Source organism: Bradyrhizobium sp. 482_C4_N1_8, assembly GCF_052075965.1.
Taxonomy (GTDB): domain Bacteria; phylum Pseudomonadota; class Alphaproteobacteria; order Rhizobiales; family Xanthobacteraceae; genus Bradyrhizobium; species Bradyrhizobium barranii.
Genome location: NZ_CP197231.1, coordinates 6,454,934 through 6,467,585 on the forward strand (window position 1 = coordinate 6,454,934; position 12,652 = coordinate 6,467,585).

Here is a 12,652-nt window from a genome sequence, read left to right on the forward strand (position 1 = left end):
GCGTTTGCGGGTGGGAGGCGTCGGCCAGCACCTGTCCTGTCACAGCTTGTTGATCAAAACGAGGTCGAAATGTTGAGAGATCAATCCTCGGATCGGGCCAAGCGTGAAGCCAACAAGGCGTTCAAGCCTGTCAAAACGCAGAAGCCGATCAATGACTATGCGAAGGACCAGCACTCCTTCAACGAGAATCGCGAGCGGCTGAAAGCGGAGCGACTGGCCCGCGAGGCCGAGCCGAAGGACCGCTCTGAATAGGACGCGTTCCCTGCCGGGTCACGATGTTGCATCCGCGCGATGGAGGCTGGCGCTGAGCGCGTCGCGTCGAAATCGACGCCTGACCGAAAGCGCGATGAGATCGGAATGAATCGTCAACGCGCTTTAGGTTATTGTTTGAGCATGATCTTTTCGGAAAACCGCTTCGCACTTTGCGCAAACGCGGCCCTTCGGGTCCGGATCATGCTTTAGAGCATCGAAAGCACGACGATCCCGTCTTCGAGCTCCCCGGAGGCCAATCGGCTCCGCGCGATGCGCTCGAATTCCGTCCGGTATTTCTGAAGATAGCTGAAGGCCTGCTTCTGCGTCTGAAACGTGGTCGCAAGGCGGCACATCTGCCGGCCTGCGCCAAGCGCGAGAAAGAAGGTGATTGTACCACCGCTGTCCGACTTGATCCTAGGCACGATCCGCACTCTTTGGCATGTGACCGGCCCTCTCCAGATTTTCGTCGACGCAGTTGAATTCGACTATCGCGTCAGCTTTCTCTTGCGCTTCGTCAGGGTTGGTGCCGGCAGCGATGCTTGAAGAGTTGCGTCGGCCGCTTCCTTGGCTTCGCGCAGTTCGCGAAGCCGCGCCATGTTCTTGCGAACATCGGCGGCCTGTCTCTCGACGTCCGCCATTGCCCGCGTTCCCTCCTCGGCAGCCAAACGCTGACGGTTGGTACGCGCAATGCTTTGGGGTGACGGTTCAGCCGACTTCTTGCCGCTCATGCTTCACCCACTCCCGCAACGGACAAAACCCGCTCAATCCCTGGGATCGAGCGGGCAGCGTGGCCGTTTCAGTACATCCGTGAAACGGCGCAGGATCTTAGGCCAGCGATAGATTCTCTGCGCTGACCTTGCCTCGCATCTTGTCGGTCTTGGCCTCGAAGTTGACCTTCTGGCCCTCGGCGAGACCTGAGAGACCAGCCCGCTCGACTGCGCTGATGTGAACGAACACATCGTTGCCGCCGTCGTCGGGCTGAATGAATCCAAAGCCCTTTTGGCCGTTGAACCACTTCACGGTACCTGTCGTCATTATTCTTCTCCAAAGCGCATACGCGCACATTCCGCGTGACACTCACGCAGAACCAGATTCAATTCGTCGATGTCTCTGGAAAAGGAGCCCGCGGGCGCATTCAACAAGGCACAGCGGCTGAACGAACAGCACCAACGTATACCTCATCGGCGCCAGTTGCAAGGCTTGGCGGGATTTAATGCCTCATGGGCTCCGGCGGAACAATTCGGACTTTACGAATTCAGGCCCGAAAGGCGCCTGAGGCAAGGTGAGTTGCGCGTTCGCAGCCGCGATTTGGTGTCGGCTAACTGTGCTGGCCCGAGAGCGTCGATGCGATGCCGCGCTATCGAGCGCACACCGTACGCCACCGGCAAGTTGCTCGCGGAAGACCCGCACCACTCTCCCTCCAGCCAATCGACTGTGTGCACCGAAAGACTGCCAAGCTCCACACGTGCCGGCTCCGCCGCGAAGGGATAGCAGATCACACCTGACAGTACGGGGTCGGATTGGAAGCGTGAACGACTTGCTTCCTCCGTTGGCGTCAAGGCAAAGTGCTGGAAAACAGGGAGGTCAGCATGTCACTGCTTGGCAAGGCCGCCGTCGCGATGTGGTGGAGCGTCCGCCACGAGCAGCGCGCGGAGTTCGGCGACTGGCATTCCCACGAACATTTTCCCGAGCGGATGAGCATTCCCGGCTTCCGGCGCGGATCGCGCTGGACCAGCACGACGGACACCGACGGCTTCTTCGTGCTGTACGAGCTGGAGCGGTACGAGGTGCTCACGTCGAAGGGATATCTCGACCGGCTCAACGCGCCGACGCCGTGGTCGACCAAGATGATGCCGCACCATCTCGGCATGGTCCGCAGCCAGTGCCGCGTCGCCGCCAGCTTTGGCGGCGGCGTCGCGACCTCGCTCGCCACCATCCGGCTTTCGCCGGAGGCCGGGCGCGAGGCGGAGTTGCAGACACATCTCTCGGAGACGCTCGGCACATTGGCGCAGATGCCGGGACTGACCGGCGCCCACCTCCTCCTGACCGACACGCCCCGGACCAGCTCGCCCACCACCGAGCAGCAGATCCGCGGCAAGGACGGCGCCGCCGACTGGATCATGCTGCTGTCGGGTTACGATGCCGACGCGATCGAGCAGGTGACCGCCGACCGACTTTCGCCGGCGGCGCTTGGCGCTCTGGGCGCGCAGGACAATCCGACGATCGGCCGCTACCGGCTCGCCTTCACGATGACGCCGCAGGATGTGGCAACGATCTGACGGATCGGTCGTCCGGCCGGCCGCGAGGTAGAGCTCGCACCAGGCGAGCTCGATTCAAGTGAGCGCGCAAACGCGCCAACCGTTGCACATGGAGGACGTGTTTCAGGTTCTCGTGTGCAGCACGAAGGCGGACAAGGCACGCCAGGTGTAAGCTCAGCTCCCCTCGCCTGCATCCTCATCGCGGCCCTCCTCGCCTGCGACATATTCGAGGATGTCTCCGGGCTGACAATCTAGCTCGCGGCAGATCGCGGCCAGGGTCGAGAAGCGCATCGCCCTCGCCTTGCCCGTTTTCAGGACCGACAGGTTCTGGATGGAAATGCCGATTGCGTCGGCGAGGTCCCCGAGGCGGCGCTTCCGCTTCGCAAGCATGACATCGAGGTTCACGACGATCGGCACAAGCATTCACCTCAGATCGTCAGCTCGTTTTCGGACTGCAGCAGGATGGCGTGCTCGATGACGAATTTCAGCGCCATCAGGAACATCCCGCCCGCGATCGTGCCGATGTCGACGTTGTAGGACGGCAGGAAGAACTTGACGTCGCCGATCTCGTGCAAGGCATAAGCCACCGCGTTGCTGGTGATCAGGTCGATGAACGGCCAGATCACCAGAATGATCCCCATCCACCACACACCCTGAAGCGTCTCGGACGCGAAGATCCGGCCGCGTGCGAATCGGTGCACCATACGGTGCAGGATGCCGATCAACACGGCGAAGAACGAGAGCTGAAGCGCAAATAGCGTCCAGAACAACAGCTGTCCCGGGCGCGACATCTCGAGCGGATTGGCGACAAGGCCTGCGCATTTCACCTGGTCGGGACCAAGGCTCGCCGCGATCGAGGCGGAGGCGGTCGTGCTCCGGAGATAGGCGAGCCACACCACCACCGGCAGTGCCGCCCAGATCGCCCAGAACGCAAGATCGAGACGCCGGAACCAGCTCTGCCGGGCCTCACGTACCGATATCTCCACCACACCCATCTCCAAGCACTCCGCAATTTCCAGGCAACCACCCTCCCCCAATATGCATGTTCCGCACAATTGACTCAACCTTAAGCGCGATATATTGATCGTTTATCATGAAATATTTCATGACAATTGGTCCAATATGGAGCCCCCATGCGTTCCACCCTCGTCCGGCACCTGCTCGCAGCGCTGTTGTCCATCTCCCCGCTTGGAAACGCTGAAGCCGCAACGGCCAGCGGTCCCGCTGGTGTCTGGCTGACACAGTCTGGCGACGCGAGGATCAAGGTGAGCCGTTGCGGCAATGCGCTATGCGGCCGGGTCGTCTGGCTGAAGGAGCCGATCGATAAGAAGACGGGCAAGGCGCAGCTCGACGACCATAACGCCGATCCTGCATTGCGCGGCCGGAAGATCGTCGGCATCTCCCTGTTCATCGACATGCAGGCTGCCGGCGAAAATAAATGGTCGGGCAGGATCTATAATGCCGACGACGGAAAGACCTATGCGAGCACCGTCAGCTTGCTGCCATCCGGCAGTCTCAACGTCCGGGGCTGCATGGGAACGTTGTGCGCGGGTGAAGACTGGACGCGGTGAGCGGCAAACCGATCCAAAACAACGTCCAAGATAAGTTCCAAGACGAACAAAAACAGCATCAAGGGCCGCCGGTTTCGGCGGCCCCCGTTTATCTGCAATGCCATGTCGGATCGGCGGCGTCCCGGTCGTCCTTGAGACATGAATGGGCCGTAGACGCCAAGGTCGGGCCCATCGATGCAAGAGGATGAAAGAACATGCCCAGCACTGTACGTCTGCACCGCGTTCTCTCGACCAGTCCGGAGAAAGTCTATCGCGCCTTCCTCGAGGCGGATGCGCTGGCGAAATGGCTTCCGCCGAACGGCTTTACCTGCACCGTCCATCACCTCGAGCCCAAGGTCGGGGGCACGTTCAAGATGTCGTTCCGAAATTTCACGACGGGCAACAGCCACGCCTTCGGCGGCGAATATCTCGAGCTCGTCGCGGGCGAACGTCTCCGCTACACCGACAAGTTCGACGACCCCAATCTGCCCGGCGAAATCCAGGTGACCGTGACGCTGAAGAAGGTCTCGGTCGGCACCGAGGTCGACATCACCCAGGCCGGCATCCCTGACGTCATCCCGCCGGAGGCCTGCTATCTCGGCTGGCAGGAATCGCTGCGAAGCCTCGCAAGGCTCGTGGAGCCGGAGATCAATCAGTAGCGGCGAAATCAGTATCGTAGGGTGGGTAAAGCGCAGCGTGCCCACCGATGCTCTCTCAACCTCGGAAAGATGGTGGGCACGTCGCTCCGCGCCTTTGCCCACCCTACGGCACTGATGACAGCTCTCCGTCGTCATTGCGAGCAGCCAAGCAATGGCGGCTGTTGCTGGGCTACGCGCCCGCCTTCGGCGTAATCCCACCGCTTGCGGTCCAGCGATCGGGATCGGGACTGTGTCCAATCAGCGCGAGGCCGTAGGCGATCGACTCGAACTGGTCGCCCGACATCAGCCGTTCGTTGCCGAACCGGTCGGCGAACAGCTTTCTGACGGCCGGAACGAAGGAAGTCCCGCCGGTCAAGAACACCTTCTCCACCTCGCGCGCGGTGATGCCCGCTTCGCTTAGCACCTTGTCGACGGTGGCAGCCAGCCGGGCGATGTCGTCGGCAATCCAGGATTCAAAATTCTTCCGTGTGATGGTCGCACCGATGTCGACGCCGCCCCCCTTGAAGCGGAAGTCCACCTCGTCCCGCGCCGACAGCGCGACCTTGGCGTCGGATACCGCGCGGTAGAGCGAAAAGCCGAGGTCGAGATCGACGATGGTGATGAAATCTTCAAGGAGCTTCGGCTTCAGCGCGCTGCGCGCAAGCTCCCGGAGCTCGCGCAGATCGCCATTGCTCTTCATCATCGCGAGCTGATGCCAGCGCGCGAGGTTGGTATAGTGGCCGGTGGGGACCGGCAGCACCTTGTCGAACGAGCGGAAGCTGGACCCCTTGCCCAGCCGCGGCGAGACGACGTGGTCGACGATGCGGTAATCGAACGTGTCGCCCGCAATCCCGATGCCGGCGTGTCCAAGCGGCTCCGCACGCAAGGCACCACCCACGCGCGAGAAACGCATCACGGAGAAATCGCTGGTGCCGCCGCCGAAATCCGCAACCAGGACGGTGGCATCGCGCTCCAGCCGTCGGGCGAAGGAGAACGCCGCGCCCACGGGCTCGTAGACATAGCGCGCGTGGCCGGCGCCGAGGCGTTCGAACGCGGCCCGATAGCGCTGCATCGCCAGCGCTTCGTCGGGATTGCCGCCGGCGAACCGCACCGGGCGGCCGACCGTGATGTTGGACGTCTCGAAGCCGAACTTTTCGCCGCCATGGCGCGCCAGCGTGCGCAGGAACGCCGCCAGAATGTCCTCGAACTTGAAGCGCTGCCGAAACACTTGCGTGGTGTTGAAGCTGGAGCTCGCCGCAAACGTCTTGAACGACTGCAGGAAGCGGTAGACGTGGCGGCCTTCGAGGAACGTCTCGATGGCCCATGGACCGCCTTCGGCCTGGGCGCCGGCGCCCGGCCGATCCTCCCAGAAGCACAGCGCCGAGACGTAGACGCTGTGGCGCTGGCCGCCGTGATCGAAGCGGATGGCCTCGACCCGGCGATCGTCCGCCGCGATCGCGACGACCGTGTTGCTGGTCCCAAAATCGATGCCGATCGAGACGGCGGGCGAGGCGCTCGACATGAACCACTCTGACAGTTGATTGGAAAAGGGGGCAGACCACTAACGGCTTTGGCTGGGCCTGCCAAGACCTTGAATGTTGCGGTGCGGTTGGATTTGGAACCCGCGCGCCGCTCTGTCCGCGCTCTTTTGCCTCCGTAATGGGGGCCTTTTGGGGCCGGTCTCGCAACTCCAGCAGCCCGGCTGGCAATTTTGAGCTCGGTTCGGTCCCTTTAACGGATCATTATGCTGCAATGCGGGAGCATGCATGCTGCTATGCAATGGCATGCATGGACACTGGCATCTGGTATACGTAGATTGCCCTTCGAAATGAGACAGCATCACTGACCGTCTCGAGAAAGGGAATTCAGATGTCCAAGACCGCTTCCGTCGCGCTCGCCCCCTCCGCCTCGCTGTTCACCCGCTTCCTGGCTGCGGTCGATCGCTTCCTGATGGCGAGCGCCGAGATTTCGAATCACAACGGCGACCTGCCCCGCTTCGGCCTGTAAGCAGCGCCTCCCGCGCGGCAAGCGCGACGCGCCGGTTTCAGAACCGTCCACATACTACTTTTGATGAATGGCCCCGCAGGACGGGGCCATTTCTATTTGCGTTGTCCCGAGTCACAGCCGCAACCGATGAAGGTCCTGCGGCATTTGCGCACGGTGACCGGACCAGCGCTTGAACCTTGGCATAATGAATACAAGAATGCCTCTCCAGCGCTCGCAGAAAAATTAGAGGCGCCACGGGAGGCTTTATGACGGACATGGTGCAGGCAACGGTTCCAACCGCCGCGCGGGTTAGCGACACGTATCGCTGGGCGCAATTGGCGGTCGGTGTAGCGGCGATGGTGATGATCGCCAATTATCAATACGGCTGGACGTTCTTCGTCCCCGACATCCAGAAAAAGTTCGGCTGGGATCGCGCCTCGATCCAATGGGCCTTTACGCTCTTCGTACTGTTCGAGACATGGCTGGTGCCGGTCGAAGGATGGTTCGTCGACAAATACGGCCCGCGCATCGTCGTGCTCGTCGGCGGCGTGCTCTGCGCCATCGGTTGGGCGATCAATGCGCAAGCCACCACGCTCAACGGCTTCTATCTCGGCATGATCATCGCGGGCATCGGCGCCGGCGGCGTCTACGGCACCTGCGTCGGCAATGCGCTGAAATGGTTTCCCGACAAGCGCGGTCTTGCTGCCGGCATCACGGCGGCCGGTTTCGGCGCGGGCTCCGCGCTCACGGTTGCGCCGATTCAGGCCATGATCAAGGACAGCGGATTCCAGACCACCTTCCTGTATTTCGGGCTCGGCCAGGGCATCATCATCTGCATCCTCGCCTTCTTCCTCTACGCGCCGAAGGCCGGACAGGTGCCTCCCGTTGTGCAGAACGCTGCGTTGCAACAGACCCGCCGCAACTATCAGCCGACCGAAGTGCTGCGCCAGCCGATCTTCTGGCTGATGTACTTCATGTTCGTGATCGTCGGCGCCGGCGGCCTGATGGTGACGGCGAACCTGAAGCCGATCGCAGTCGACTGGAAGGTCGACAGCGTTCCGGTGACGCTGATGGCGGTGACGATGACCGCGGTGACGTTCGCAGCCACGATTGACCGCGTGCTCAACGGCCTGACGCGTCCGTTCTTTGGCTGGATCTCCGACATGATCGGCCGCGAGAACACGATGTTCATCGCCTTCGGCATGGAAGGGTTCGGCATCTGGATGCTCTATCTCTGGGGACACGACCCGCTCTGGTTCGTGCTGCTGTCGGGCTTCGTGTTCTTCGCCTGGGGTGAGATCTACTCGCTGTTCCCCTCGACCTGCACCGACACGTTCGGCGCCAAGTTCGCGACCACCAATGCGGGCCTGCTCTACACCGCAAAGGGTACCGCCGCGCTGCTTGTCCCGATCGCCAACTACATGCAGCAATCGTCGGGCACGTGGGACAGCGTGTTCATCATCGCGGCCGGCGCCAACATCCTGGCTTCGCTGCTGGCGATCATGGTGCTCAAGCCCTGGCGCAAGGTCGTGGTCGCGAAATCGACCGCCGCCGCCTGACGCGCGCCACCACATCTAAACCAAGCACGACGCCCGGCCTCACGGCCGGGCGTTTTCGTTTTTTCAGAACCCGTCTTGGCTACCGCTGACCTGAAGGGAACCGTGCACTTTTCTTGCGCTGCGTCACAAGATTGGGCTTGCCTTCTGGAATATGGTATACCAATGTCCCCGCCGCGCTTGCGACGATAAGCCACAATATTTGCGACACTGGGTCATCTTGCAATCCCAGGTCGCATTCAATCAGGCGCGTTGGGAGGTTATTGATGATTTCCAGCACGGACGGCGCCGTCACAGCTGCGCCTCTTCGCACCGGTTTCCGTTGGTTCCAACTCGCCATGGGCATCGTCTGCATGGCGATGATCGCCAATCTGCAATACGGCTGGACGTTGTTCGTCGATCCGATTGACGCCAAGTATCATTGGGGCCGCGCGGCGATCCAGCTCGCTTTCACCATCTTCGTCGTCACCGAGACCTGGCTGGTGCCGATCGAGGCCTGGTTCGTCGACAAATACGGTCCGCGCATCGTCGTCATGTTCGGCGGCGTCATGATCGCGCTGTCCTGGGTGCTCAACTCCTACGCTGACTCGCTCACCCTGCTCTACGCCGCCGCGGTCGTCGGCGGCATGGGCGCCGGCGCGGTGTACGGCACCTGCGTCGGCAACGCGCTGAAATGGTTCCCCGATCGCCGCGGTCTCGCCGCCGGTGCGACCGCTGCCGGCTTCGGCGCGGGCGCCGCGCTCACCATTGTGCCGATCGCGACCATGATCGTAACGAGCGGCTACCAGCACGCGTTCCTCACCTTCGGCATCGGCCAGGGCCTGATCGTGTTCGTGCTCGCCTTCTTCATCCAGCCGCCGCGGATCTCGATCCCGCCGAAGAAGAAGCAGCTCAATCTGCCGCAGACCAAGATCGACTTCACCCCGCCGCAGGTGCTGCGCACCCCTATTTTCTGGGTGATGTATCTCGTTTTCGTCATGGTCGCCTCCGGCGGCCTGATGACCGCGGCGCAGATCGGCCCGATCGCGCACGACTTCAAGATCGCCGACACGCCGGTGACGCTCGCGGGCTTCCAGATGGCGGCATTGACGTTCGCGATCTCGCTCGACCGCATCTTCGACGGTTTCGGACGTCCCTTCTTCGGCTGGGTCTCCGACACGATCGGCCGCGAGCACACCATGTTCATCGCGTTCGGCACCGCGGCGGTAATGCTGCTGACGCTGTCGGCCTATGGAAACATACCGATCGTGTTCGTGCTCGCGACCGCGGTGTACTTCGGCGTGTTCGGCGAAATCTACTCGCTGTTCCCTGCGACCTGCGGCGACACCTTCGGTTCGAAATACGCAACCACCAACAACGGCATGCTCTACACCGCGAAAGGCACGGCATCCCTGCTCGTCCCGCTCGCCAGCGTGATCTCGGCAACGTACGGCTGGAAGGCCGTGTTCGTGGTCGCGGTGGCGCTGAACGCGACGGCGGCGCTGACGGCGCTGTTCGTGATCAAGCCGCTGCGCCGCTCCTTCATCCTCGGCAAGGAAGCCGAGAGCGCCAACGCTGCGACCGGCACCGCCAAGACCGGCAACGCCAAGACCGAGACAGCGTAGCGACCACACGCCTTTCAATCGGTCGAAAGGGGCGCAGCGATGCGCCCCTTTTCCTTTTTGGCACGATGACAAACGTCAGTATTGCTGCCGCAAGAATTTTCGGATCAGCCAAATCGAATGCTTGACGATTGGCATTATGTATACCACACTTCCCCTGTCATTCACCTAGGGAGGTTGCAATGCTGGTCGGAGACATTCTGCGCAAGAAGACACCGCGCGTTGTCACGGTGCGAATGAACGAAACGGTGGGTATCGCCGCCAAGCTGATGCGCGCCAACAATATCAGCGCGCTGGTGGTCAAGGACGTGGTCCGCTCCGAAGGCAACACCGCGGTCGGCATGTTCACCGAGCGTGACGTGGTGCGCGCCGTCGCCGAGCATGGTGCCAACGCCATTAACGTCAAGGTCTCGCAGCTCGTGTCGGTGCAGCAGCTGGTGTCCTGCAGCTCCTCAGACACGATCGAGCACGTCCGGCATCTGATGAACCGCAATCACATCCGTCACCTGCCGGTCATCGACGATTACAGCCTCGTCTCCGTCATCAGCATGCGCGACATTGCTGCTGCCGTTGACGAAGCGATCAACGGCTCGCCGCAAGCAGCAGCTTAAAGCGTCACACTTCCCCTGCGACTGCCGGCCCCGGCTCGGACCTCTCCGAGCCGGACCGGATCTTTCGTCCCAAAATTCCGGACACCCGCGAGGATTTCATGAAGATCTGCATCTACGGCGCCGGCGCGATCGGCGGATATCTCGGGGTTCAGCTCGCACGCGCTGGCGCCGACGTCAGCCTGGTCGCGCGCGGCGCCCACCTTGCCGCGATGCGCGAGCGCGGGCTGACCCTGCTCGCGGGCGAGGAGAAGCACACCGTGCATCCGCGCTGCACCGACGATCCCGCCGAGCTCGGCGTGCAGGACTACATCATCATCACGCTGAAGGCGCATTCGATCACCGGCGTGATCGAGAAGATGCAGCCGCTGCTCGGGCCGCACACCCGCATCGTCACCGCCGTCAACGGCATCCCCTATTGGTATTTCTACAAGCACGGCGGCCAATACGAGAATTCGACGCTGGAGAGCATCGACCCCGGCGGACGGCAGTGGCGCGAGATCGGCGCCGAGCGCGCCATCGGCTGCATCGTCTATCCCGCCACCGAGATCGAAGCGCCCGGCGTGATCCGCCACGTCTACGGCAACAATTTCCCGCTCGGCGAGCCCTCCGGCGAAATCACCTCGGACGTGCAGCGCCTCGCCGATCTCTTCGTCGCCGCCGGGCTGAAAGCGCCGGTGCTTGATCGCATCCGCGACGAGATCTGGCTGAAACTCTGGGGCAATGTCTGCTTCAACCCGATCAGCGCACTGACCCATGCAACGCTCGACGTGATCTGCACCGATCCCTCCACGCGTGCGCTGTCGCGCGCGATCATGGTGGAGACGCAAGGCATCGCCGAGACGTTTGGCGTCAAATTCCGCGTCGACGTCGAGCGCCGCATCGAGGGCGCCCGCAAGGTCGGCGCGCACAAGACCTCGATGCTGCAGGATCTCGAGCGCGGCCGTCCGATGGAGATCGACCCGCTCGTCACCGTGGTGCAGGAGATGGGCCGCCTCACCGGCATCGCCACGCCCGCGCTCGACTCGGTGCTGGCGATGGTGACCCAGCGTGCCCGAATCGCCGGCCTCTATGACGGCGTCTCCGCGCCTGCCGATCCCCGTGCACTGGCGGTGGCGTGATGGCGGGCGAGATGAAACAATGGCTGCGCTTCCGCCATGCCGGTGCGACCGGTTTCGGCACCCTGACGCAATCAGGCATCAGCGTGCATGAGGGCGAGATGTTCGGCCGCCATGCAGCCACGGGCAAGACTCTGGCGCTGTCGGAGGTCGAGCTGCTCGCGCCTTGCACACCCAGCAAGATCGTCGCGCTCTGGAATAATTTCCACGCGCTCGCCGCCAAGCTGAACCAGCCCGAGCCGCCGGAGCCGCTCTATCTGTTGAAGGCGACCACCACCATCACGACGCCGGGCGCCGTGATCCGCCGTCCCTCTTATTACGACGGCAAGACCACCTATGAGGGCGAGCTTGGCATCGTCATCGGCAGGACCTGCGCCCGTGTCTCGCCGGCCGAGGCGGACAGTTTCATCTTCGGCTACACCTGCGTCAACGACATCACCGCCAACGACATCCTGACCAGCGATCCCACTTTCCCGCAATGGGCCCGTGCCAAGGGCATCGATGATTACGGCCCGTTCGGCCCCGTCATCGCAACCGGCCTCGATCCGGCCAAGCTCACCGTGCGCACCATCCTCAACGGGGCGGAGCGGCAGAATTATCCGATCTCGGACATGATCTTCACCGCGCAGGAGCTGGTCAGCAAAATCTCCCACGACATGACCCTGCTTCCCGGCGACCTCATCGCCGTCGGCACCTCGGTCGGCGTCGGGGTGATGAAGGAGCCGGTGAATACAGTGACCGTCGCGATCGACGGCATCGGCGAGCTCACCAACGAGTTTCGGCTGTAACTCGCTGCGTCATTCCTAGGCCGCAAATCCATCGTGGGCCCGGAATGAAGGCTCGCCGGCCATTTGCGCCGCAGCCCGACAAAAATTGATCCTGCGCAAATCGGCGGTCGCGGCTGCCGCTATCCTTCCCGGCAACAGATCGATTTCTGATGCAAGGGAGGATGTCATGTCGAATGCCAGTAATGCACTTCTCTGGGCGGCTCTGTACTTCGCTCTCTCGTTCGCTGCGATCTTCGTGGTCTGGTTCGCCGACAAGATGCGCACGAACTTCCTCGGGAAATGATAGCCCGAGGCTCG

16 protein-coding genes are annotated in these 12,652 nt (G+C 62.4%); 10 read left to right on the plus strand and 6 right to left on the minus strand.

Annotated elements, in window-relative coordinates; all coding sequences use genetic code 11:
- The first annotated feature begins 69 nt into the window (after positions 1-69).
- A complete protein-coding gene (locus AB7Z56_RS30850; RefSeq protein ID WP_063984522.1) occupies positions 70-252 on the plus strand; it encodes a hypothetical protein in 183 nt (60 codons plus the stop codon).
- 206 nt (positions 253-458) lie between these two features.
- Here the strand turns inward: AB7Z56_RS30850 and AB7Z56_RS30855 are convergent, their stop codons facing one another.
- The 3 genes from AB7Z56_RS30855 to AB7Z56_RS30865 all read right to left on the minus strand — a co-directional run bounded on the left by AB7Z56_RS30855 (position 459) and on the right by AB7Z56_RS30865 (position 1,287).
- Positions 459-683 carry a hypothetical protein gene (locus tag AB7Z56_RS30855; protein ID WP_028151477.1) on the minus strand — a complete coding sequence of 75 codons (225 nt, stop codon included), beginning with the start codon at positions 681-683 and terminating at the stop codon, positions 459-461.
- 54 nt (positions 684-737) lie between these two features.
- Positions 738-980 (minus strand): transcriptional regulator, encoded by a 243-nt coding sequence (locus AB7Z56_RS30860; protein WP_441256714.1) that lies wholly within the window; start codon positions 978-980, stop codon positions 738-740.
- A gap of 97 nt (positions 981-1,077) precedes the next feature.
- A complete protein-coding gene (locus AB7Z56_RS30865) occupies positions 1,078-1,287 on the minus strand; it encodes a cold-shock protein (RefSeq protein ID WP_028151479.1) in 210 nt (69 codons plus the stop codon).
- A gap of 554 nt (positions 1,288-1,841) precedes the next feature.
- Here AB7Z56_RS30865 and AB7Z56_RS30870 point away from each other — a divergent pair.
- The gene (locus AB7Z56_RS30870; protein WP_063986543.1) at positions 1,842-2,531 is read left to right on the plus strand and encodes a hypothetical protein; all 690 of its coding nucleotides are present in this window, start codon (positions 1,842-1,844) and stop codon (positions 2,529-2,531) included.
- Positions 2,532-2,684: 153 nt separating this feature from the next.
- Here the strand turns inward: AB7Z56_RS30870 and AB7Z56_RS30875 are convergent, their stop codons facing one another.
- Positions 2,685-2,927, minus strand: a complete 243-nt coding sequence (locus tag AB7Z56_RS30875; RefSeq protein WP_063986544.1) for a helix-turn-helix domain-containing protein — start codon at positions 2,925-2,927, stop codon at positions 2,685-2,687.
- A gap of 11 nt (positions 2,928-2,938) precedes the next feature.
- A complete protein-coding gene (locus AB7Z56_RS30880; RefSeq protein WP_063984524.1) occupies positions 2,939-3,505 on the minus strand; it encodes a DUF2975 domain-containing protein in 567 nt (188 codons plus the stop codon).
- A gap of 138 nt (positions 3,506-3,643) precedes the next feature.
- Between AB7Z56_RS30880 and AB7Z56_RS30885 the strand changes: the two genes are divergently transcribed.
- Both AB7Z56_RS30885 and AB7Z56_RS30890 read left to right on the plus strand, forming a co-directional pair.
- Complete coding sequence (locus AB7Z56_RS30885) at positions 3,644-4,081, plus strand: DUF2147 domain-containing protein (protein ID WP_084795231.1); 438 nt, start codon at positions 3,644-3,646, stop codon at positions 4,079-4,081.
- A gap of 194 nt (positions 4,082-4,275) precedes the next feature.
- On the plus strand, positions 4,276-4,719 hold the full coding sequence (locus AB7Z56_RS30890; protein ID WP_063984525.1) for an SRPBCC family protein: 444 nt from the start codon (positions 4,276-4,278) through the stop codon (positions 4,717-4,719).
- A gap of 169 nt (positions 4,720-4,888) precedes the next feature.
- Here AB7Z56_RS30890 and AB7Z56_RS30895 read toward each other — a convergent pair whose 3' ends face one another.
- Complete coding sequence (locus AB7Z56_RS30895; RefSeq protein ID WP_063984526.1) at positions 4,889-6,220, minus strand: Hsp70 family protein; 1,332 nt, start codon at positions 6,218-6,220, stop codon at positions 4,889-4,891.
- A 347-nt stretch (positions 6,221-6,567) separates the two neighbouring features.
- On the opposite strand from AB7Z56_RS30895, the gene AB7Z56_RS30900 reads away from it, so the two are divergent.
- The 6 genes from AB7Z56_RS30900 to AB7Z56_RS30925 all read left to right on the plus strand — a co-directional run bounded on the left by AB7Z56_RS30900 (position 6,568) and on the right by AB7Z56_RS30925 (position 12,355).
- Complete coding sequence (locus tag AB7Z56_RS30900; protein ID WP_166098301.1) at positions 6,568-6,705, plus strand: hypothetical protein; 138 nt, start codon at positions 6,568-6,570, stop codon at positions 6,703-6,705.
- A 245-nt stretch (positions 6,706-6,950) separates the two neighbouring features.
- On the plus strand, positions 6,951-8,243 hold the full coding sequence (oxlT, locus tag AB7Z56_RS30905; protein ID WP_063984527.1) for an oxalate/formate MFS antiporter: 1,293 nt from the start codon (positions 6,951-6,953) through the stop codon (positions 8,241-8,243).
- 263 nt (positions 8,244-8,506) lie between these two features.
- Complete coding sequence (oxlT, locus tag AB7Z56_RS30910) at positions 8,507-9,844, plus strand: oxalate/formate MFS antiporter (protein WP_063984528.1); 1,338 nt, start codon at positions 8,507-8,509, stop codon at positions 9,842-9,844.
- Between the two features lie 179 nt (positions 9,845-10,023).
- Complete coding sequence (locus AB7Z56_RS30915; RefSeq protein ID WP_063984529.1) at positions 10,024-10,452, plus strand: CBS domain-containing protein; 429 nt, start codon at positions 10,024-10,026, stop codon at positions 10,450-10,452.
- A 98-nt stretch (positions 10,453-10,550) separates the two neighbouring features.
- Positions 10,551-11,570, plus strand: a complete 1,020-nt coding sequence (locus AB7Z56_RS30920; RefSeq protein ID WP_063984530.1) for a 2-dehydropantoate 2-reductase — start codon at positions 10,551-10,553, stop codon at positions 11,568-11,570.
- Positions 11,571-11,581: 11 nt separating this feature from the next.
- Positions 11,582-12,355 carry a fumarylacetoacetate hydrolase family protein gene (locus tag AB7Z56_RS30925; RefSeq protein ID WP_063986546.1) on the plus strand — a complete coding sequence of 258 codons (774 nt, stop codon included), beginning with the start codon at positions 11,582-11,584 and terminating at the stop codon, positions 12,353-12,355.
- The last annotated feature ends 297 nt before the right edge of the window (positions 12,356-12,652 follow it).

What these genes read in the sequence shown, in the direction of transcription:
- AB7Z56_RS30850 (WP_063984522.1), top strand. Translation starts at nt 70, where the DNA reads ATGTTGAGAGATCAATCCTCGGATCGGGCCAAGCGTGAAGCCAACAAG.
- AB7Z56_RS30860 (WP_441256714.1), bottom strand. Translation starts at nt 980, where the DNA reads ATGAGCGGCAAGAAGTCGGCTGAACCGTCACCCCAAAGCATTGCGCGT.
- AB7Z56_RS30865 (WP_028151479.1), bottom strand. Translation starts at nt 1,287, where the DNA reads ATGACGACAGGTACCGTGAAGTGGTTCAACGGCCAAAAGGGCTTTGGA.
- AB7Z56_RS30870 (WP_063986543.1), top strand. Translation starts at nt 1,842, where the DNA reads ATGTCACTGCTTGGCAAGGCCGCCGTCGCGATGTGGTGGAGCGTCCGC.
- AB7Z56_RS30880 (WP_063984524.1), bottom strand. Translation starts at nt 3,505, where the DNA reads ATGGGTGTGGTGGAGATATCGGTACGTGAGGCCCGGCAGAGCTGGTTC.
- AB7Z56_RS30885 (WP_084795231.1), top strand. Translation starts at nt 3,644, where the DNA reads ATGCGTTCCACCCTCGTCCGGCACCTGCTCGCAGCGCTGTTGTCCATC.
- AB7Z56_RS30890 (WP_063984525.1), top strand. Translation starts at nt 4,276, where the DNA reads ATGCCCAGCACTGTACGTCTGCACCGCGTTCTCTCGACCAGTCCGGAG.
- AB7Z56_RS30895 (WP_063984526.1), bottom strand. Translation starts at nt 6,220, where the DNA reads ATGTCGAGCGCCTCGCCCGCCGTCTCGATCGGCATCGATTTTGGGACC.
- AB7Z56_RS30900 (WP_166098301.1), top strand. Translation starts at nt 6,568, where the DNA reads ATGTCCAAGACCGCTTCCGTCGCGCTCGCCCCCTCCGCCTCGCTGTTC.
- oxlT (WP_063984527.1), top strand. Translation starts at nt 6,951, where the DNA reads ATGACGGACATGGTGCAGGCAACGGTTCCAACCGCCGCGCGGGTTAGC.
- oxlT (WP_063984528.1), top strand. Translation starts at nt 8,507, where the DNA reads ATGATTTCCAGCACGGACGGCGCCGTCACAGCTGCGCCTCTTCGCACC.
- AB7Z56_RS30915 (WP_063984529.1), top strand. Translation starts at nt 10,024, where the DNA reads ATGCTGGTCGGAGACATTCTGCGCAAGAAGACACCGCGCGTTGTCACG.
- AB7Z56_RS30920 (WP_063984530.1), top strand. Translation starts at nt 10,551, where the DNA reads ATGAAGATCTGCATCTACGGCGCCGGCGCGATCGGCGGATATCTCGGG.
- AB7Z56_RS30925 (WP_063986546.1), top strand. Translation starts at nt 11,582, where the DNA reads ATGAAACAATGGCTGCGCTTCCGCCATGCCGGTGCGACCGGTTTCGGC.